Genomic DNA, 19,313 nt, shown 5'->3' with positions numbered 1-19,313 from the left:
CTATAATTCCTCCTTAAACTGGGGCAGATACTCTTTATGGGCTTTCAACAAGTCATGAAACACTTCTACAGCTATTCTATCAGATGGAACAAGGGGATTCACTGTAAGGGCCGCTATGGCCAGATCTTTATTCCCGGTAATCGCCGCTTCACAGACCATTCTTTCAAAGGTCTTGATGTTCTGAACGGTTCCATTGATGACGTAGGGAATTTCCCCCACAGAAATTGGCACTGGCCCGTTCTTCGTGATCCTGGAGGCCACTTCGACAACGGTGTCATCAGGAAGATTCGCCAGAGCTCCTGCGTTTCTTGTATTCACATACTGGATATCTCCTCGATCGTTGTAGATGGAGCTGATGAGATTACACGCCGCATCACTGTAGAATGCCCCACCTCGCTGCTCCAGCTGTTTTGGCTTTTCATGGAGCTCTTCATTTCTATAGAGTTCAAAGAGCTCATCTTCCACATTTTTCACAAACTCCGCTCTTACATTGTTTTCTTCAAAAAGCTCCAGCTGATGTTCCAGCTGCTCTTTAGTGAAGAAGTAGTAGGAAAGATAGGGACATGGAATGGCTTTCAATCCCCTAATGAGTTCCTTTGACCATGGAATAACCATGATGTTCTTCATAGAAGTCTGCTCTTCTTCTGTCAGAGACTCATATTTTTTCAGAATCTCTTCCATTCTGCTCGCTCCATTGTGAAACACATTTGTCATGAAGAAATGATGATTGAGTCCTACGATTTCCATGTCTATGTCTTTTTCATCAGCCTGAAGCTGCTTTGCCATAGTCTTCTTCATGCCTACTGGTACATTACACAGGCCGATGACTTTCTGAAAGTCTCCGTATCGCATGGCAGCCTCTGTCACCATTCCCGCAGGATTGGTGAAGTTGATCAGCCAGGCATCCGGGCAAAGCTCTTTCATATCCTTCACGATCTCCATGATGACTGGAATGGTTCGAAGGGCTTTGAACATCCCACCTGCACCGTTGGTTTCCTGGCCGATGATTCCATGTTCAAGTGGTATTCTCTCATCCAGAATCCTCGATTGCAGCTGACCTACTCTCAGCTGCGTGGTCACAAAATGAGCGTCTTTGAGGGCTTCTCTGCGGTTCAGAGTGAGCATGATCTTCATCGGAATCCCTGCTGCTTTCACCATTCTCTTAGCAAGGCTACCAACAATTTCCAGCTTCTCTCTGCCTTCTTCGATATCCACCAGCCACAGCTCAGTGATGGGCAGCTCCTCATATCTTTTTATGAATCCTTCGATGAGCTCCGGTGTGTAGCTGGATCCCCCACCGATGGTTACAACTTTCAATTTATTCATTTGATTATGGTTCCTCCTTCATTTATGTCCGTCTTTTCAATGTCATTATTCTCCATTCAGATTCCACTTACTAATTCCTATAAAGAAGGGCTCTACAAACACATTGTAGAACCCCCCTTTCAAATAATATTTGATTATGCGATTTCTTCTGATGCCGCTTCTCCGCTTTCTTCAGCCTTCAGCTTGTTGTCGTAGATTTTGAAGAATGGCAGGTAGATCACGATGGATAATAGAATCAGCACGATATTCAGTACTGCTCCTCTCCAGTCTCCACCAGTCGCAAGGTATGCGCCTATAGGTCCTGGAAGTGTCCAAGGTGCCAGAGCAACTACTCTGTTTACAAGTCCGAGACTTGTAGCCAGCCATGCGACAGTTGCGCTCAGCATTGGTGCAATGATGAATGGAATCATCAGAATCGGATTCAGTACGATTGGTGCACCGAAGATCATTGGCTCATTGATGTTGAAGATCGCTGGTATGAATGCGGTCTTACCAAGCGCTTTACCGTATGCGGACTTGGATTTCAATAGGAACAGAATTGCAAGTCCGATGGTTGTACCAGATCCACCAATCATGATGAACCACTGATAGAACGGCTCAGGCCCGATATGTGGAATGGCTTCTCCGGCAGCGTATGCAGCGGAGTTGTTATCCAGCAGTGTCAGCCATAGTGGTCTTGCAACGGTGCCGACGATGGACCATCCGTGAATTCCGAAAGTCCAGAACAGCATGCCGATGAAGATGATGACCAGTACCGATGGCAGTGTATCTGTTGCAGATACAAGCGGAGCAACAAGCTTGGTCATGATGCCATGCACATCCACACCAATAAACATGGTGATGGTTGCAACAACGATTAGAATGATTGCTGTTGGCACCAGAGCTTCAAAGGATCTTGCCACAGATGCAGGCACCTGAGGTGGCATGGAGATTTTGAAGTTCTTGGTCTCGGTGAATCGGAATACTTCCACTGCGAAGATGGCAGCGAGGATTCCTATGAACATCCCGCCGGAGCCCAGACTGCCCATAGGGATGACAAATCCTGTGGCGACACTGTCAAGGTAGCCTTGAAGGTCTGGGGATGTGGCTGCAAGTTCCTTCACTGCATCGGAAGCCTGAGGAACAAGCTTTGGAATAATGGTCAGAAGGTAAGCCAGTTCTGCCATGATACCACCGGATAGTCCATCCAGCTTATAAGATCTGGCCAGGCTGTACCCGATTCCGAAGACTGCATAGAGGGTCATGATATACATGGACATTCTATACGGAAGAAGAATCTTGAACTGATTTTCCTTGATGAACTGGGTGATGGCCCAGGTCTCAGGCATCTGGTTTGGGAGGAATGCAATGACCATGAACATGGAGCTCACGATAATGAGAGGAAGTGTAGCAATGATACCGTCACGAATCGCTCTCAGATGTCTTTGCTCAGCGAGCTTTGCCATCGGTGTTGAAAGCTTTTCGTCCATAAATTGGGAAATTTTCTCGAACATAGTACTCTCCTTTTGATGTTATTTTGTATTGTTATTTTTTGAGACTCAATACCTGTTTCAATAGTCTAGGGCCGCCCAGTGGACTGTACCCCATAGGTTCGATCAGTGCGCAAGGCACACCAGCGCTGACAGCATGTTCCTTCAGAACATCGAATCTGTGTCTGATCTGAGGTGCAACCATGGCCACATCCCAGTTCTGAGAAACTTCTTCCTCGAATTCCTGTGTGCTTACCGCTTTTACTTCCATCTCGACACCGTTTTTCTTCGCCTCTTTCAGTAAGGCATCCACGGCAATCTGGCTGGACATTCCAAGAGAACAGACAAATAATACTTTCATAGCTTTTCTCCTTTCATTTTCTTATTTGTATTATAAGCGTAAACGCTTACTTTTGCAATAATATTTTAGATATTTTGTTTTATTATTGTATTTTTATTTTAAAGTTTCATGATCTAAAACAGTACACCCGCGTAGTACAGGAAGAAAAACACTCCCGCCATGAACAGGGAGAGCAGTCCTCCCAGCAAATAGAATTTCCTGTCTGCCTGTTTTCTTCTTTCAATGTAATACTGGGAGAAGGCTACAGAAAACCCCATGATGAGCCCCGAAATAATCACCGTGGGTAGCCTGAAGTCGTTAAAGAGAAGTGACATCAGATAGGGTACTGCAAAAACTGTAGTGATTCCTGATACAAAGATAAAGAAAGCGCTTTTATATCCGATCATGGGAATGTTATAATCCGTCCTTCCGATGGAGGACTGATATTCTTTCTTTTCCTCTTCCTTTACCTGCCATTTATTCGCCATGACTACACATCCTTTCTACGAAACGAAGTCGGGTTCGGAGTAATATTGCCGAGAATCACCTGTTCCCTGGCCCCTGTTGCACCGAGGATATTACCATAGGCTCTATGATAGGTCTGATTACCGAGAATGACAAAAGCTATGGCTTCCTTGGCATCACTGGATAATCCGATCTCATCCTGGGTTAAAACCTCTACTTCTGGAAGAAGCTCCTTCAGATACTGAATAAGAGCCTTATTATGTGCGCCACCCCCACCAACAATCACTTTGTCCAGCACGAATTTTTCCATAATGAACTTCCTGTAGCTGTCCGCAATGGTTCTTGCTGTAAACAGAGTCAGAGTTGCGATGAGATCTTCCTTTTTCAAGCAGTTCCAGTTACGTAGAATCTCTCTTGTATAGAGCTCTCCAAAATCTTCCCTACCGGTGGACTTAGGCAGGTTCATTGCAAGATAGGGGTGTGTCAGCAATGAATCCAGCACCTTCTCATCCACCTGGCCGGACAAAGCAACCTCTCCGCCTTTATCATAGCTTCTGCCATAAAGGACTTTCATGGCTTCGTCAATGACCATATTTCCTGGTCCCGTATCAAAGGCAAAAACGTCTTCCTCTTTCTGACCTTTGGGCATCACAGTGACATTGCCTATCCCACCGATATTCTGAAGCGCGATGGTCTTCTCTTTCTCTCCATAGAGGATGAACTCGCTGAGAGGAACTAAGGGGGCACCTTCTCCTCCTGCAGCCATATCCATCGTTCTGAAATTCGAGATCACATCTACACCATGGTCGTAGGCAATGACGGCGGGTTCTCCGATCTGAAGGGTACTTCTGACAAGCCTGTCTGTATCCTTCGGAATATGATAAATGGTCTGACCATGGGAGGCGATAAACGCCAGGTCTTTCCCACTTAATCCGTTTTTATGCAGTATTTCCTTCACCGCATGGGAAAACAGCTTCCCGATTCTGAAATTCAGTGACGTTATCAGGTCTGTTATCGGTTCTTCATTTCGGATGACACATCTGATTTCTTCCTTCAGATCCGGATCGATCTCATAGGTCATGAAATCAAGAAGTCTGATATCAGTATCCAGACCCTGTCCTTTTATCTCACACAATGCTGTGTCCACTCCGTCCAGAGAAGTCCCAGACATCAGTCCGATCGCCAGCATTACTTGACCCCGTCGATCTTCTTATGCATCCTGATCAGTGACTCAATCAGTGTCTTGGATTCCATGGCTGTCATCAGCTGATCCTGTGCATGGACGAAAAGCACTGATACTTCAGGCTTTTCTCCTCTGGCTTCTGCCTGAATGATGGACGTCTGGACTTTATGGGCTTCCAGCAGATTCTGGTCTGCCTCTTTCATCAGTTCAGGAATTTTATCGAAGTTTCCTTTTTCCGCTTCATTCAGAGCTTCATAGGCCAGCCCTTTTGCAGTGCCCGCATAATTGATGATGTTGAAGATGATCATTTCCATTTCATTGTTCATAGTGTTTTTCCTCACTTTTCTCTGTGTATTCGATGGCTCTGGAGATTCTTCCCTCATTAAGATCCAGAAGAATTTCCGCCTCTTCCTTCGTTGACCCCGTCTTGTTCATGACGATGGCTGTCTTTACTGAAAATCCGCTCTCTATAAAGAGTTCTTCCGCCTCACTGCCTCGCAGGTCCGTGGTCATTTCAATGATTCTTTTCGCTCTGACCATAAGCTTTCTGTTGGTTGCCTTGACGTCCACCATAAGGTTCCCATATACTTTGCCGAGTTTGATCATGACTGTGGTGGATATCATATTGAGAATCAGTTTCTGAGCAGTTCCTGCTTTCATTCTCGTGGAGCCTGTTACCACTTCAGGTCCTACAATCGCTTCGATCGGGTATTGAGCAGTCTTTGAGACTTCCGCATTCCTCACGCAGCTGATGGAAGCCGTTACAGCACCAAGCTTATTGGCATACTCCAGTGCACTGATGACATAGGGTGTTCTCCCGGATGCTGCAAGACCCACAAGGGCATCCTGATTGGAAAATCCGATGTCCTCAAGATCCTTCACCGCTTCTTCTTTCACATCTTCTGCACCTTCTATTGCGCTGTGAAGTGCTTTATATCCTCCCGCAATGATCCCTCTCACAAGTCCCGGATCCACACCATAGGTTGGTGGACATTCTGATGCATCCAGTACACCAAGTCTTCCTGATGTACCAGCTCCAATATAAATGATTCTACCACCATTTCTGACTTTTTCATAAATCGCTTCTATGGCTTTTTCAATGTCCGGTAGTATTTCACGAACTACTTCAGCTACTTTCTGGTCTTCTCTGTTTATGGTTTCTAAAACTTCTAATGTACTCTTCTTGTCAATATTTCTGGAATTTTCATTGACACCTTCTGTGTCTAGAAGATTTAAGTCTATCACGGCTTCACTCTCCTTTTCGATTTTATAATCCCATTATATGCTTATTGAAATTAAATTTCAATAATAATTACAAAAAATTAGAATTAAATTACATGCAAGCATGAATATCGACCAGACAGATGATGAGAGAAAAAGCAAAGGGATCCATTTAAGAATCCCTTCAATTTACCTGATTCATTTAGTTATCTGAGTTCGTTGATGATGTCTCTGGTGTTTCTGAGACTCTCCTTGGCATGACTGATATTTGCTTTGGTGATGCCGAAATAGAGAAGATCCGTTATGACCAGCGAGGAGTTTCTTGATTGAATTGCACCGAGTCTCAGCTCCTTTTCCTCCGTCGGCACATGAAGCAGCGCATCACAGATTTTTGACATCTTTGATTTCGACATCTGTGTAACGCCAACCGTATAAGCCCCCACATGCTCGGCATGAGCCATGGCTGCATTGACCTCTTTTGTATTTCCACTGTAGCTGATACCTACAGCCACATCCCGGTCTGTAATATGAGCAGCTGCCGCCAGCTGGATATGAGGATCTTTATTGAACACAACCCGTTTATTGATACGGATCAGCTTGTTCACCAGGTCATCACAGACGATGCCTGATCCTCCTACTCCAAAAAGATAGATGGTTTCCGCTTCTATCAGTTTACCGATGGCCTCTTCCAGCATATCTGAATTGATCAGTTTATAGGTCTGCTCTATGGTCTTGATATTCATGGCCTGGGCTTTTCTCACCATGACTGAAACGCTATCCTCGGTTTTGATGATGTCATCAAAATCAACCTGATCCACGCTCTGATCCCTTGCAAGTTCCACCTTCAGAGCGGTATATCCCTTAAATCCAAGCTTTTTCGCAAAACGGACCACTGCTGCAGCAGAAGTATCCACTTTCTCTCCCAGTACCTGTGCACTGTAGTTGACCACTTCCTCCTTATGCTCCAGAATATATTCTGCAAGTCTCTTTTCTGTTTCCGTATAAGTGGAAAATCCTTCTCTGATTCTAAAAACACTACTCAAAATACCACTCCCTTGATGAAATTTAATTTCATTACTTATACAATAAACCATTTCAATCAAGGAATCAAAGGAAATTTACTGAAATCAAATAGAAGACTGCACGGTATTTTCTGATCTGTGCAGCCTCTTTCTTTTACATTTTATTGATTATCAAATGGTTCCCAGATTTTCAGATGACAAACTGCTCCATGTATCTTTTTGAGATCTTCAGGCTGTCCAGGACCTTCTCTTCGCTTCCTTCGAATGCTCTGTCCTCAATCTCGATGCAGGCATATCCGTCATAGCCGATTTCGTTCAGCGCTGAAACAAGTGCACCCCAGTCCACATCCCCGAATCCGGGAAGTTTGGGACTCATGTACTCCAGTGGATACGCCATGGTTCCCACTTCATCGAGTTTCTTCTGAAACAGCCTGATGTCCTTGAAATGCACATGGAGGATCCTGTCCTTGAATGTATAGACCGGCTCCACATAATCCATCATCTGCCAGATCATATGACTGGGATCAAAGTTGATGCCCAGATTCGGACTGTCCGCAATGCCGAAGATCTCTCTCCAGATCTTTGGGGAGGTGAACAGGTTCTGTCCTCCAGGCCACTGGTCCTCCCCAAAGAGCATGGGACAGTTTTCGATGGCGATTTTCACCTTCTTCTCTTCTGCAAGGGCGATGATGGGCGGCCAGATTTCCCTGAAGAGTTCCAGATTCTCTTTCACTGTTTTACCCTGATCCCTACCTAAGAAGGTGGTCACCATGTTTATACCCAGCTTCGCACTGGCTTCAATGACTTTCTTAAGGTGTGCAATGGTTTTTTCTCTGGCCTCCAGATTGCCATCCATGGGATTGGGATAGTAGGCGAGAGAAGAAATCTCCACCTTCTTGTTTCTGCAGTAGTCAAGGATATGTTCCGCTTTTTCATCGGACAGTTGCTCCACATCGATATGGGTCACCCCGGCATATCTTCTCTCGGCTTTTCCCACGGGCCAGCAGGCTACTTCCACGCAGGCATAGCCTAGCTCGCTGGCTATATCGATCATTTCTTCAAAGGTCTTATCTGGTAGAATCGCACTGACAAATCCCAGCTTCACGCTTTCATCCCTCCATTCTCTTCAATCTTCACAGTTTTTCCTTCATCAAAGGACTGCTCGCAGGCGAATACCGCCCGCATGGCGGAAAGTATCACCTTTCCGGAAAGAATTGTATCTTCCCCGCTTCTGATACCATCGATGAACACATCGATGACCCCGGAACTGGTCTGATTATCGTTGGTCTGCATTTCATCCACCTCAAAGGTCAGCACTTCTCCATTCTTTTTCACGATCTTCAGCGGATGGTCCGGATCCTCATAGACCGAAAGGATGCCCTCACTTCCATAGATCACCGTACTGTTGTCTTCCGGTCCATAGTAGGTCCAGGATACAGTCATGGTTCCCAGAGCTCCTTCGCTCATTTTAAACAGGCAGATGGCATTGTCATCCACGGATATGAGATTCCCTTTGGACCCTTTTTTGTCCAGGGTACCCATCATGGCACTGACTTCCACCACTTTCTGGCCGGTGAGAAATTCGATGAGGTCAGTCTTGTGGATGCCAAGGTCCGCCATGGCGCCCATACCTGCTGCATCTTCATAGAAAAACCATACATCCTTTCCTGGACTGGAGCTCCATTCTTCCGGCCCTCCATGTCCGAAGGTGGTACGGAAGGTGAGCACCTTCCCGATGGCTCCTTCCTCAATGAGCTCCCTTGCCCTCTCATGGGCACTATTCAGTCTCTGATTATGTCCGATGGCAAGGACTTTCCCTTCTTCCTCTGCTGTCTTCACCATAAGCTCACTCTCTTCCAGGGTCATGGCCATGGGTTTCTCGCAGAGCACGTGTTTTCCTTTCTTCAGCGCTTCGATGGTCACATCCGCATGGAGTATGTTGGCTACACTGACCACCACTGCATCTATATGCTCATCTTCCAGCATCTCCTGATAGGTGTCATAGACCTTCCCCCCGTACTGCGAGGCCATGTCTTCCGCTTTCTTTCTCGTTCGGTTGAAGTATCCCGCCAGAATCACATCTTCTCTTCTGTGTGCTTCAGGAATATGCCGGACCTGGGCTATTTTCCCGCATCCGATAAATCCCAGTCTGATTTTATCCATTTATTTCACCTCTTTCTGATGGATCACAGCTGATCTTTCCTGGAAGGCTTTTCTCCATCTTCTCTGGCCTTCCCGATCTTTCCCTAAACGGATTCCTTCTTCTGCAGCAGCACCGCCAGCACCACGATGAGTCCCTTGAAGGCTTCTCTTAAAAACGGTGGTACGCCGAAGAGATTCAGAAGGTTATTCATCACGGCAATGATCAGCATCCCGAATACGGTTCCGATGATGAGCCCTTTCCCTCCACTCATGCTGGTTCCACCTACAACCGCCGCCGCGATGGCATCCATCTCATTTCCGCTTCCCGCATTGGAGAAGTCCATGGAACCGATTCTGGATACCTGGATGATGGCAGAAAGGGACACCAGAAGCCCCATGAGGGCATAGACCTTCAGTTTCACCTTGTGCACGTTGACACCGGAGAGCTTCGCCGCTCTTTCGTTGGACCCCACGGCAATGACCTGACGACCGAAGGTGGTCCGCTTGGAAATATAGTAGAGCACCGCTGCAATGACCAGCCAGTACAGGATGGGCATCACCATGTAACTGCCGATGCGAAAGCTTGAAATCTGAAGAAACGGTCTTGGCACGGTGGGATTATACCCCTGCATGAAGTGCTGGGTGACGCTCCGATAGACTTTCATGGCGCCCAGGGTGGCGATGAAGGGCGGAATCTTCCCCTTGGTCACCAGAAGACCGATGAGGCCGCCCAGGATGCTTCCGAAGACGACACTCAGAAGAATCGCTGCGATGAACGCCGCTATTCCGGTCAGTCCGATGGCGCCAAGGATTCCTTTGGGACCGCTGTCGATGAGCATCATAAGCACCGCTCCGGTGGCCACCAGTGTGGAGCCCACCGCAAGATCGATCCCCCCCGATATGATGACGAAAGTCATGCCAAGGGCGATGATGCCGACCCCTGCATTGTTTCTCAGAATATTGATCCAGTTGTTGGTCCAGGACAGAAACCATGCCCCGAAGGAGTCATAGTCAAAGCCCAGTGTCCAGGTCTGCAGGATGATCATGATGATCAGCGCCACAGCCGTTGAGAACAGAGGATTCGCTTTCCAGCTGTCTCTAAACCATGTCAGAAGATTTCTGCTTCTCTTTTCTTGTGCTTTCTTCATATTCCTACTACACCGTCCCTTTTCAGCTCAATGTGCCGCCAGTGGCAAGCTTCATGATAGTATGTTCGTTCATTTCGTCTCCGGATACCTCTCCCTGGATTCGGCCATGGTACATCACAAGAGCTCTGTCACAGACCCTGATGATCTCCTGGGCTTCACTGGAAAGGACGATGACTGCAATATCATCATCAATGAGATCCATGATGATGTCGTAGATATCCTCTTTGGCGCCCACATCCACGCCCTGAGTGGGATTATCCAGCACCAGAAGCTTCGGATTGGCTGTGAGCCATTTGGACAGGACCACCTTCTGCTGATTGCCCCCTGAAAGGCTATTGATGGAATCCTGCATCCTGCCCATCTTGATGCGCAGACGATCCACCTGCTTTCTGAACTCCTCATCCTGTCTTCTGAAATCAATGATGCCCCTTCTGGCAAAGATGGGCCAGGTGACGATGGAGCCGTTATCGAAGATGTCCATGTCTTTAAGAATGCCGTTCTCCTTCCTGTTTCTCGGCAGATAGCCGATGCCTTTTTTCATGGCATCGTAGGTGCTGTGGATCTTCACCTTGTTTCCGTTCAGATAGATTTCTCCTTCCTCATAGTCATCGGCGCCGAAGATGGACAGAAACAGTTCACTTCTTCCATCCCCCAGAAGTCCCGTGATACCGAGAATCTCCCCTTTATGGGCAGTGAAGGACACATTCTGGAAGGCATGGGGTCTAGAGAAGTTTTCGATGCGCAGAACCTCTTCTCTCTTTTCGATGTTTCGCTGAAGGGCTTCGGTTCTCACCTCGTGGCCCACCATGAGTCTGGCCAGAGCATCGGTGTTCACCATAGAAATCTGACCCTCTCCCACTAAAGCCCCATCCCGAAGGACCATGTAGCGGTCACAGAAGCTCATGACTTCTCCCAGCTTGTGGGAGATGAAGATGATGCCCACATCATGCTCCTTCAATGTCTTCATCATGGAAAAGACTCTGGTGATTTCCGTTTCCGTAAGCGATGTGGTGGGCTCGTCCATGATGATGATGGATGCATTCATCATGATGGCTCTGGCAATCTCCACAATCTGCTTGTAGGAGGCATCCAGGCTCCCCACCATGGTTCTGGGATTCAGCTCGATGTTCATTCGGTCAAAGACTTCCTGGGTCTCTTTTTCCATGGTAGTAAGATCCAGCAGGTTATACCTGTTCTTCAGCTCCCTGCCCAGAAACATGTTCTCATAGATCGGCAGGTCATTGATGAGATTCAGCTCCTGATGAATGAAGGCGATGCCTGATTCCAGGGAATCCGCCGGTTTATGGAAGAAGACTTCCCTGCCGTCGATCACGATGCTTCCGCTGTCTGCCGGAAGCACCCCGCCCAGAATATTCATGAGCGTGGACTTTCCTGCGCCGTTTTCTCCGATGAGGGCCAGAATTTCTCCACCTTCCAGATGGAAGCTCACATCTTTCAGCACTTCATTGTCTCCAAAGGACTTGTATATATTTCGCATTTCGATTTTCAACTGTCATCACATCCGTTCTTTCAAGGAAGAGGTTATGGAAACCCCATAACCTCTTCGATTTTACTTCACATTCTGTTTTCAGGAATCCTTCTAGTATGGTGAATTTTCATCCAGGAAATCCTCATAATTGTCTCTGTCTACGATGGTGGTAGGAATGATCTTCACTTCTTCCACCATCTCTCCGTCCAGAATGGCCACTGCCATATCCACAGCGTCCATGACCATGGCTGGGCTGTAAAGCGCAGACTGAATCCAGATGTCTTCATTTTCAGGCATCATTCTGAAGTATTCCTGCATGCCGCCACCACCGGTGACCACTTTGATGTCGGTTCTTCCTGCTTCACTGATGGCCTGGAGCACACCAATGGAGGTTTCATCATCCATGGAGTAGACGGCGTCAATCTGTGGATTGCTGATCAGAATATCCGCAAAGTCCTTGAGTCCGTCTTCACGGGTGAACTTGGTGGCATAGGTGATGATTTCCATGTCCGGTGCGATTTCTGCCATGGTATCCACGAAGCCCTTCTTTCTCAGTTCCGACACAGAACCGGATGTAGGCACTTCCAGCATGACCACTGTACCGGTTTCTCCGATCTTCTCCACGATGTAGTTGGCACCCTGGACACCCATGTCCTCGTTGTCACCGGCTACTCTGTATACGCCATCGGCTGCGATTTCAATGTCGAAGTTCACCACAGTAACGCCATCATCGATGGCCTGCTGAATGGGCACTTCCATGCCTTCCCACTGTGGGAATGCGACAATGGCGTCTGCTCCCCAGGTCAGAAGATCATCCAGCTGAGATGTCATTTCCTCCGCATTGCTGCTGGTCTGAATCTGATACTCGATCTTGTCTTCCAGTTCCTTGCTTCTTACTTCAGCATTGTATGCAACCGCAGCGACCCATCCATGTGTTACGGCAGGAGCAAGTATTCCGATCTTGTGCTTTTCCGCAGCAGGCTCTTCGGCTGGTTCCTCTTCTGCAGGTTCCTCGGCTGGTGTTTCAGCAGGAGTTTCAGAAGGGGTTTCCTCATCGGTGCCACAGGCTGCTAGAAGCGGTGTCAGAAGAAGACTGAGAGACAGCACGATACCTAGAACTTTTTTCATTTTACATCCTCCTAGTGTTTTTTTGATCTATGAGTGAATCTGGATATGCTCCAGATGGGCATCAGGGTTTATAGGGTGCCGAGGATTCTCTGATCACAAACTGATGGGAAAGGATCACCTTTTTATCGCTGATCTCCTTCTTCATCATCCGGTCAAAGAGAAGCTTCATGGCGCGCATTCCCAGATCGTAGCAGGGCTGCTTGACGGTGGTGATGTAGGGATGAAACATGGTGGTATCATCCACATCGTCAAAGCCAGTAACGGTAAGCTCTTCCGGAACCTTTATCCCCATTTCCATGGCGGCGCTGATGGTCCCCAGAGCCAGCGTGTCGGAGATGCAGAAAATCGCAGTGGGTCTTTCTTTCAGAGACAGAAGCTTCATGGCCGCTTTCTTTCCGCTTTTAAAGGAATAGTCGGGATCCCCGTGGGCAATGTAGCTCCTGGGCACTTTCAGGCCATGGTCCTTCATGGTTTCCCTGTAGGCATCAAGCCTTTCCTTAGTGGAAATGTAGGTGTTCTTCGAACTGATGGTGGCGATTTTCTCATGACCGGAGTCTATGAGATACTCCACCACTTCCTTTGCAGCCAGATGGTTGTCGATGCTCACCCTGGGCAGGCCAGATGCACCATCGTATTCAGAGCACTGGACCACAGGGTGGCTTTCCACGTATTCCAGAAGATGCGGACTTTCCATGGAGCTTGCAAGAAGAATGGCTCCGTCGGCTCTCCTTAGCTTCAGCATTTCCATGCCTTCCTTCTCTTTTTCAAGGCTTCCGCCCGTATTGAAGATCAGTGCGCTGTAGCCAAGGCTGCTGGCGGTTTCTCCTATTCCTGTAAGGATGTGGGCATAGTAAGGATTGGTGATGTTGGGTGTGATGATGAGGATCACACGGCTTTCGCTTCTTCTGAAATTACGGGCAAGAAGATTGGGCTGAAAGTTCAGTTTCTCAATGGCGTCATATACACGCTGCTGTGTTTCCTTCCTTACGGATTCCTTGTTGTTCAGTACCCGGGATACCGTGGCCACGGAAACCCTCGCCTCCTTAGCCACATCCGATATGGTTGCCATGGTCCCTCCTCCTCACCATTTTTCTTTGCATAATCACAAACATGTTCCTGTCCAAAGGTGCTTTCCTTCATGCTTTCTGCTTCTGCAGGCAGAGCAGTTTGTGAATAAAGCCAATTTTCTGAAATGTAATGGATTACATTTTTAGTGTAGATAAACCATCTTCAATTGTCAACCTTTCCGTGGCACTTTTATCAAATTTCAGAAATATCCTTACACCATTGAAAAAGTCATAGAAGCACATCGCTATGCTTCTATGACTTTGGCTCTTCTCTATTTTATTTTTCCGTCTCATCCTTGTCTCTGAAGACCAGATCCTCCAGCACCCGGATGGAGATGAGAATCTGCTTTCTGGTCACCACAGGTGAAGACTCGCCTTTTCTGATGCAGTCCAGAAAGTGCGACAGTTCGTTGTAGAACATGCCCGTGGGGGGAAGATTGATGCCTGTGGAGACCAATACCTTCTCTTCGGTGTTGAAGACCAGCGGCTTTTCATCCTTCTGATAGAGGGTGAGCTTTCCGCCTTCGCTTACAAGAAGACCTTTCTCGAAATAGACCCGCCACCTCTGGGTGAAGGGAAAGTCCGCATTATACCAGGCAGCCTCTGCCGCCACGCTGAGTCCATCGAAATGATAGGTCATGCGGTACTGCTCATCATACCCGATGCCCATGTTTCCCGAAGAGGTATAGGAATAGCTTTTCGGCTCTCCGAAGAGGCTGACGATCATATCCAGATCGTGAATATGCAGGTCAAAGGGAATAACTCCGCTCTTCTCCTTGTTGAACAGCCAGCCACCCTGACTCCATCCGGGTTTCCCTGCTGTGCGCAGAAAGAATCCATCCAGGGGTTTCCCCAGTTCTCCGCTATTAACATAGTCACGAAGGATCTCCATTTCCCTGGTGAACTGAAGCACCTGGGCCACAAAGAGCTGCTTCTTCGCTTCATCCGCCGCGCTGAACATCTCCATCGCATCCGTTTCATGAAGTGCCATGGGCTTCTCCACAATGACATGCTTTCCTGCCCGGAGCGCTTCCAGCACATGGGGTTTATGAAGGAAAGTGGGTGTGCAGATGTCCACCAACTCTATGTCTTCCTTTTCTGTCATCTCCTGTATGCTGCTGTAGGAGGCAAGGCCGTATTTCTCCGCTTTTCTTCTTCCTTCTTCACTGCCGGTTACGATGGCCGTAACCTTGGCATCCGCTATTTTTTCGTAGTTCAGAAAATGGACTTCTCCCATTCCGCCGAATCCCACAATGCCGATCTTTATCATCCTATCTCCCTCCTTCTAGGGAATCTCATAGCCTCTGGAAGTCAGGTAATCATAGGACGTCTTCACCGCCCGATGCACTTCTTCCAGATCCTTGGGCCCGTCACTGGTGAATTCGATCTCGATGCTCAGGGGACTGTCGTTGCCTCTTTCCTCCAGATGACGGATCACCATGAGAAGATCCAGATTGCCCTCTCCGATGGCCGGGAAATTCCATTCTTTCTGAGCACCCTTCTTGTCCTTGAGATGCACAAAACCTACATAATCAATGCAGGAGAGCAGATCTTCTTCCAGATTCACATCTCCGTAGAAGATGGCATTGGCCGTATCATAGTTGATTTTTACTCTGTCAGAGCCCACTCTAGAGACAATGTCCTTCAGCTGTCTACCTGTGCCATGCTTTCCATGATTTTCCAGGCACAGCGTCAGCTCATAATCCTCCAGAAATGGTACCAGCTCCTTCACCCGCTCCGCCACTTCTTCATCGGAAATTTCCTTCTTATCCTCCAGATGCGCTTCGCCGATGGAAGAAAGAATATAGGTGCAGCCGAAGAACTTGGCCAGTCTCATGTTCATGAGAAAATCCTCCAGTCTCTCCTCATCCATGAGATTCGTATGTCCGCTGAGGGCAAAGGGTGTAACGCCGCGTCTGACCATATCTGCTTTGATCTGCCACAGCTCCTCCAGGCTCATGGTGGGAAAGACATGCTCCGTCCATCCTTTTGTGGCTGTCAGCTCCACATAACCAAAGCCTGCCCGATCCATGCCCTCGAAGGCATCCTCAAGGCTGTATCCATGATAGGTGTTGGAGTTCAGTGCGATGATTCTATTCATACAGTTCTCCCCTTTCTAAAATGCGCTGTTTTTTTAAGTATAGCATTATGCTATCCATTGTCAAAATACTTTGACAATGATTTTCCAATATCAGCAATTCGGGATACTATCTCTTTTGCGATCTCTGAAAGTCCCATTCCCCAGAAACTGTATGTGCAGAAGCGAAAAAGAAGGATCAGCCTCCCTTCAAGAGATTCTGATCCTTCCATGTTCCTATTTCTGTCATTCTGTTACTTTCAATATCCGAAATACTATTCTTCGATGAGCCCCTGTTCCAGAAGGAATTCCCTTGCAACAGCTCTCGGCTGCCTCTGAAGTTCATCCACCTGATAGTTCAGCTCAATCATGATTTCATTGGTCAGCACTTCTCCCAGTGCATCCAGCGCATCTTCGATTTCAGGGTGCTCTGCTAGGAGACCACTTCTTAAAATCGGTACTGCATAGTAGGGCGGGAAGAAGTTCAAATCATCATCCAGCATCACGAGGCCGAATTTCTTCAGCAGTCCATCAGTGGAGAAAGCATCTGTGATGTCTGTTTCTCCGTTGTCAATGGCCAGATACTTGTTGGCTCCGTTGATTCCGATTTCGTTTCCGAAGGTGAATCCATAATGCTTTTCAAGGCCGATGATACCATCTTCACGATTGAGGAACTCCAGCGTGGAACCGATGGTCAGCTCGTCCGCCACATCTCTGAGATCACTGATCTTCGCCAGATTGTATCTCTCCGCAGTTTCCGGTTTCACGGAAAGGACGTAGGTATTGTTGTAGTTGAACTGTGTCAAGGCATCAATGTCAAAGAGTTCCTTGAGATCGTTCTTGCTGGTCTCATAGACCTCCACCATATCGGAATTAGGCGAATACCCTAAGGTGTCTCCGTAGATGGTTCCGGTATATTCCAGATACAGATCGATGTCTCCGCTCTTCAGCGCATTGAAGGCCACCTGGGTTCCGCCCAGGTTATCCTTACGGATGACGGAAAGATCCGTTCTGTCTTCAATCATGTCCGCCATGAGATGGACCACAATGAACTGCTCTGTATAGTCCTTTCCACCGATGGTGATGGTCTCTTTGGAGTTTCCAGCACCACTGAATGCTGTGATCGTGAAGAGCACTACAAGGACTGCTGCGGTGACGGCAAGGATTCCCTTCTGGATTTTTCGCTGACTCTTCAGCTTTTCTTTGGAGGCATCTCCAGTCTGCTGAAGGGAAATCGGCGTCACCAGTTTCTCGATGGTGCTGAAGAGGTTATCCACAAGCAGAGCGAGAAGCGCTGCGGGTATGGCACCTGCCAGAATCTGTGCATTATTGGTGGTACTGATTCCTGAGAAGATCAGAAAACCGAGTCCACCGGCACCGATGAATGCAGCCATGGTCATAAGACCTACCGCTGTTACCGCTGAAATTCTGACACCGGCCATGATGACGGGCAGCGCCAGTGGAATCTGCACTTTCGTAAGCACCTGGCTCTTGGTCAGACCAATGGCCTTGGCCGCTTCAAGGGTTCCCTTATCCAGGCTTGTAATACCGGTATAGGTGTTCTTGATGATGGGCAGCAGCGAGTACAGGATGACGATGACAACCGCCGGTACTGAACCGATTCCAAGAAGCGGAATGGCCAGTCCCAGAAGGGCCATGGATGGAATGGCCTGCACCACGTTTGCTCCACCGACCACTGTCTTGCTGGCTTTTCTGAAATAGCTGATGAGTATACCCAGCGGTACGCCGATGAGTACAGCCAGACCTACTGCGATGGCCGTAAGCTCAATATGCTCCAGGGTCAGCCTTAATACCTGATCCGAATTATTCGTTATGTAATTTAATACGTTCAATTAAAGCACCTCCCCGTCTTCAAAATACTGCTGGCTTAATGTGGTGATGAGGCTGTTCTGCGTCACCAGACCCAGAATCTTTCCGGATTCATCCAGAACCGGGATTTCTGAAATATTGTTTTCGTCCGCCACCTTCAGAAGGTCGACGATGGAGTCTCCCGGCTTCGCCGATTGGAAGTCCGTGACCATGATGTCCTTCACAGGAACGGTTCGATCTTTCACCTTGGCAATCTGCTTGGGCTTCACAAGTCCCACCATTTTCTTTGTCTTGTCGTCCACCACAAGAATGCTGTTGACCTTGGCATCTCTCATCTTGTCCAGGGCTTTGTTCAGGGACAGTGTGGATACGCAGGAGACGGCATTTTCAATCATGATGTCCTCTGCACGGATGTATTCAGGGGATTCCCAGATCCTGTTCTTTCCGACGAACTGTGAAACGAATTCGTTCACCGGATTCTTCAGAATGTTTTCCGGTGTATCGTACTGAATGATCTCTCCCTTGTCCATGATGCAGATCTTGTCTGCGATCTTGATGGCTTCGGACATGTCATGGGTGACGAAGACGATGGTCTTCTTCACCTTGCTCTGGAGATTCACAAGCTCCTCCTGAAGGGAGTTTCTTGTGATGGGGTCCAGCGCCGAGAACGGTTCATCCATGAGGATGACATCAGGGTCCAGGGCAAAAGCTCTGGCCACGCCCACTCTCTGCTGCTGTCCACCGGAAAGCTCATTGGGATAACGGTCCAGGAATTCCTCATCCAGTCCCACCATTTCCATGAGTTCCAGGGTCTTCTTCGTAATCTTCTCGTTATCCAGCTTTTCGACTCTCGGAATGATTTCCGTATTTTCACGGATGGTCATGTGTGGAAAGAGTCCTGTCTGCTGGATGACATAGCCGATGTTTCTTCTCAGCTCGATGGGATCCTTCGTAGAAATATCCTCCCCGCTTATGGTGATGGTTCCTGTGGTCGGCTTGATGAGTCTGTTGATCATTTTCAGTGTAGTGGTCTTACCGCAGCCGGACAGGCCGATGAGCACTACGAGATTTCCTTCTTCGATTTCAAATGTGATGTCTTTCAGGACGGTGACGTCTTTGAATTTCTTGCTGACATTCTTGAATTCAATCATCTCAAATTCCTCCTTTAGAATATTAAATATTTTCATCATTGCTTTATAACAAATCAAATTATTTCGCGTCTGACATCGACTTATTCGCATAAGTGACAACTCTAATCTTACCACAAAGTTGCTTTGATGTAAAGATTTCATGAAACCATTTCATATCTGGTTTGGACAGAAAACCTATACACGAATCCTCTTTGTCCGATCTGTAGGCTGATGGTCACTAAAGTCCAACCTTCTGTAATTATTCCCCCATAAAAA

General features: G+C 47.7%; 18 protein-coding genes. All 18 read right to left on the bottom strand.

Features of this window, described 5'->3' with window-relative positions; translation table 11 throughout:
• Positions 1 to 1,326, bottom strand: a complete 1,326-nt coding sequence (locus J3A84_RS09325; protein WP_207599746.1) for a 6-phospho-beta-glucosidase — start codon at positions 1,324 to 1,326, stop codon at positions 1 to 3.
• A gap of 134 nt (positions 1,327 to 1,460) precedes the next feature.
• A complete protein-coding gene (locus tag J3A84_RS09320) occupies positions 1,461 to 2,819 on the bottom strand; it encodes a PTS sugar transporter subunit IIC (protein WP_207599745.1) in 1,359 nt (452 codons plus the stop codon).
• A 31-nt stretch (positions 2,820 to 2,850) separates the two neighbouring features.
• Complete coding sequence (locus J3A84_RS09315) at positions 2,851 to 3,156, bottom strand: PTS sugar transporter subunit IIB (protein WP_207599744.1); 306 nt, start codon at positions 3,154 to 3,156, stop codon at positions 2,851 to 2,853.
• Positions 3,157 to 3,269: 113 nt separating this feature from the next.
• Complete coding sequence (locus tag J3A84_RS09310; protein ID WP_207599743.1) at positions 3,270 to 3,623, bottom strand: hypothetical protein; 354 nt, start codon at positions 3,621 to 3,623, stop codon at positions 3,270 to 3,272.
• Positions 3,624 to 3,625: 2 nt separating this feature from the next.
• The gene (anmK, locus tag J3A84_RS09305; RefSeq protein WP_207599742.1) at positions 3,626 to 4,789 is read right to left on the bottom strand and encodes an anhydro-N-acetylmuramic acid kinase AnmK; all 1,164 of its coding nucleotides are present in this window, start codon (positions 4,787 to 4,789) and stop codon (positions 3,626 to 3,628) included.
• Positions 4,789 to 5,109 (bottom strand): PTS lactose/cellobiose transporter subunit IIA, encoded by a 321-nt coding sequence (locus tag J3A84_RS09300; protein WP_207599741.1) that lies wholly within the window; start codon positions 5,107 to 5,109, stop codon positions 4,789 to 4,791. Before J3A84_RS09300 ends, anmK begins: the two co-directional genes overlap by 1 nt.
• Positions 5,099 to 6,028, bottom strand: coding sequence for an N-acetylmuramic acid 6-phosphate etherase (murQ, locus tag J3A84_RS09295; protein WP_207599740.1), 930 nt, complete (start codon positions 6,026 to 6,028; stop codon positions 5,099 to 5,101). Before murQ ends, J3A84_RS09300 begins: the two co-directional genes overlap by 11 nt.
• Before the next feature lie 182 nt (positions 6,029 to 6,210).
• Positions 6,211 to 7,047, bottom strand: coding sequence for a MurR/RpiR family transcriptional regulator (locus J3A84_RS09290; protein ID WP_207599739.1), 837 nt, complete (start codon positions 7,045 to 7,047; stop codon positions 6,211 to 6,213).
• Positions 7,048 to 7,216: 169 nt separating this feature from the next.
• Entirely contained in the window at positions 7,217 to 8,131 is a 915-nt protein-coding gene (locus J3A84_RS09285) for a TIM barrel protein (RefSeq protein ID WP_207599738.1), read from the bottom strand.
• Positions 8,128 to 9,189: a Gfo/Idh/MocA family protein gene (locus J3A84_RS09280; RefSeq protein ID WP_207599737.1), complete on the bottom strand. Its 1,062-nt coding sequence runs from the start codon at positions 9,187 to 9,189 to the stop codon at positions 8,128 to 8,130. The genes J3A84_RS09285 and J3A84_RS09280 overlap by 4 nt, the downstream gene beginning before the upstream one ends.
• Before the next feature lie 83 nt (positions 9,190 to 9,272).
• Positions 9,273 to 10,316, bottom strand: a complete 1,044-nt coding sequence (locus tag J3A84_RS09275; RefSeq protein WP_207599736.1) for an ABC transporter permease — start codon at positions 10,314 to 10,316, stop codon at positions 9,273 to 9,275.
• A gap of 22 nt (positions 10,317 to 10,338) precedes the next feature.
• Positions 10,339 to 11,826: a sugar ABC transporter ATP-binding protein gene (locus tag J3A84_RS09270; RefSeq protein ID WP_207599735.1), complete on the bottom strand. Its 1,488-nt coding sequence runs from the start codon at positions 11,824 to 11,826 to the stop codon at positions 10,339 to 10,341.
• Positions 11,827 to 11,916: 90 nt separating this feature from the next.
• The gene (locus J3A84_RS09265; RefSeq protein ID WP_207599734.1) at positions 11,917 to 12,933 is read right to left on the bottom strand and encodes an ABC transporter substrate-binding protein; all 1,017 of its coding nucleotides are present in this window, start codon (positions 12,931 to 12,933) and stop codon (positions 11,917 to 11,919) included.
• A 61-nt stretch (positions 12,934 to 12,994) separates the two neighbouring features.
• Positions 12,995 to 14,002 carry a LacI family DNA-binding transcriptional regulator gene (locus tag J3A84_RS09260; protein ID WP_207599733.1) on the bottom strand — a complete coding sequence of 336 codons (1,008 nt, stop codon included), beginning with the start codon at positions 14,000 to 14,002 and terminating at the stop codon, positions 12,995 to 12,997.
• A 275-nt stretch (positions 14,003 to 14,277) separates the two neighbouring features.
• On the bottom strand, positions 14,278 to 15,270 hold the full coding sequence (locus J3A84_RS09255; protein ID WP_207599732.1) for a Gfo/Idh/MocA family protein: 993 nt from the start codon (positions 15,268 to 15,270) through the stop codon (positions 14,278 to 14,280).
• A 15-nt stretch (positions 15,271 to 15,285) separates the two neighbouring features.
• Positions 15,286 to 16,101, bottom strand: coding sequence for a sugar phosphate isomerase/epimerase family protein (locus J3A84_RS09250; protein WP_207599731.1), 816 nt, complete (start codon positions 16,099 to 16,101; stop codon positions 15,286 to 15,288).
• A 251-nt stretch (positions 16,102 to 16,352) separates the two neighbouring features.
• Complete coding sequence (locus J3A84_RS09245; RefSeq protein ID WP_207599730.1) at positions 16,353 to 17,930, bottom strand: ABC transporter permease/substrate-binding protein; 1,578 nt, start codon at positions 17,928 to 17,930, stop codon at positions 16,353 to 16,355.
• On the bottom strand, positions 17,931 to 19,058 hold the full coding sequence (locus tag J3A84_RS09240) for a betaine/proline/choline family ABC transporter ATP-binding protein (protein WP_207599729.1): 1,128 nt from the start codon (positions 19,056 to 19,058) through the stop codon (positions 17,931 to 17,933).
• Between the last annotated feature and the right edge of the window lie 255 nt (positions 19,059 to 19,313).

The sequence above is a fragment of the Proteiniclasticum aestuarii genome, from assembly GCF_017368455.1.
Lineage (GTDB): Bacteria > Bacillota > Clostridia > Clostridiales > Clostridiaceae > Proteiniclasticum > Proteiniclasticum aestuarii.
Note: the sequence above shows the minus strand (reverse complement) of the source record. Positions and strands in the feature narration are given on the sequence as shown.

What these genes read in the sequence shown, in the direction of transcription:
- J3A84_RS09325 (WP_207599746.1), bottom strand. Translation starts at nt 1,326, where the DNA reads ATGAATAAATTGAAAGTTGTAACCATCGGTGGGGGATCCAGCTACACA.
- J3A84_RS09320 (WP_207599745.1), bottom strand. Translation starts at nt 2,819, where the DNA reads ATGTTCGAGAAAATTTCCCAATTTATGGACGAAAAGCTTTCAACACCG.
- J3A84_RS09315 (WP_207599744.1), bottom strand. Translation starts at nt 3,156, where the DNA reads ATGAAAGTATTATTTGTCTGTTCTCTTGGAATGTCCAGCCAGATTGCC.
- J3A84_RS09310 (WP_207599743.1), bottom strand. Translation starts at nt 3,623, where the DNA reads ATGGCGAATAAATGGCAGGTAAAGGAAGAGGAAAAGAAAGAATATCAG.
- anmK (WP_207599742.1), bottom strand. Translation starts at nt 4,789, where the DNA reads ATGCTGGCGATCGGACTGATGTCTGGGACTTCTCTGGACGGAGTGGAC.
- J3A84_RS09300 (WP_207599741.1), bottom strand. Translation starts at nt 5,109, where the DNA reads ATGAACAATGAAATGGAAATGATCATCTTCAACATCATCAATTATGCG.
- J3A84_RS09280 (WP_207599737.1), bottom strand. Translation starts at nt 9,189, where the DNA reads ATGGATAAAATCAGACTGGGATTTATCGGATGCGGGAAAATAGCCCAG.
- J3A84_RS09275 (WP_207599736.1), bottom strand. Translation starts at nt 10,316, where the DNA reads ATGAAGAAAGCACAAGAAAAGAGAAGCAGAAATCTTCTGACATGGTTT.
- J3A84_RS09265 (WP_207599734.1), bottom strand. Translation starts at nt 12,933, where the DNA reads ATGAAAAAAGTTCTAGGTATCGTGCTGTCTCTCAGTCTTCTTCTGACA.
- J3A84_RS09260 (WP_207599733.1), bottom strand. Translation starts at nt 14,002, where the DNA reads ATGGCAACCATATCGGATGTGGCTAAGGAGGCGAGGGTTTCCGTGGCC.
- J3A84_RS09255 (WP_207599732.1), bottom strand. Translation starts at nt 15,270, where the DNA reads ATGATAAAGATCGGCATTGTGGGATTCGGCGGAATGGGAGAAGTCCAT.
- J3A84_RS09250 (WP_207599731.1), bottom strand. Translation starts at nt 16,101, where the DNA reads ATGAATAGAATCATCGCACTGAACTCCAACACCTATCATGGATACAGC.
- J3A84_RS09240 (WP_207599729.1), bottom strand. Translation starts at nt 19,058, where the DNA reads ATGATTGAATTCAAGAATGTCAGCAAGAAATTCAAAGACGTCACCGTC.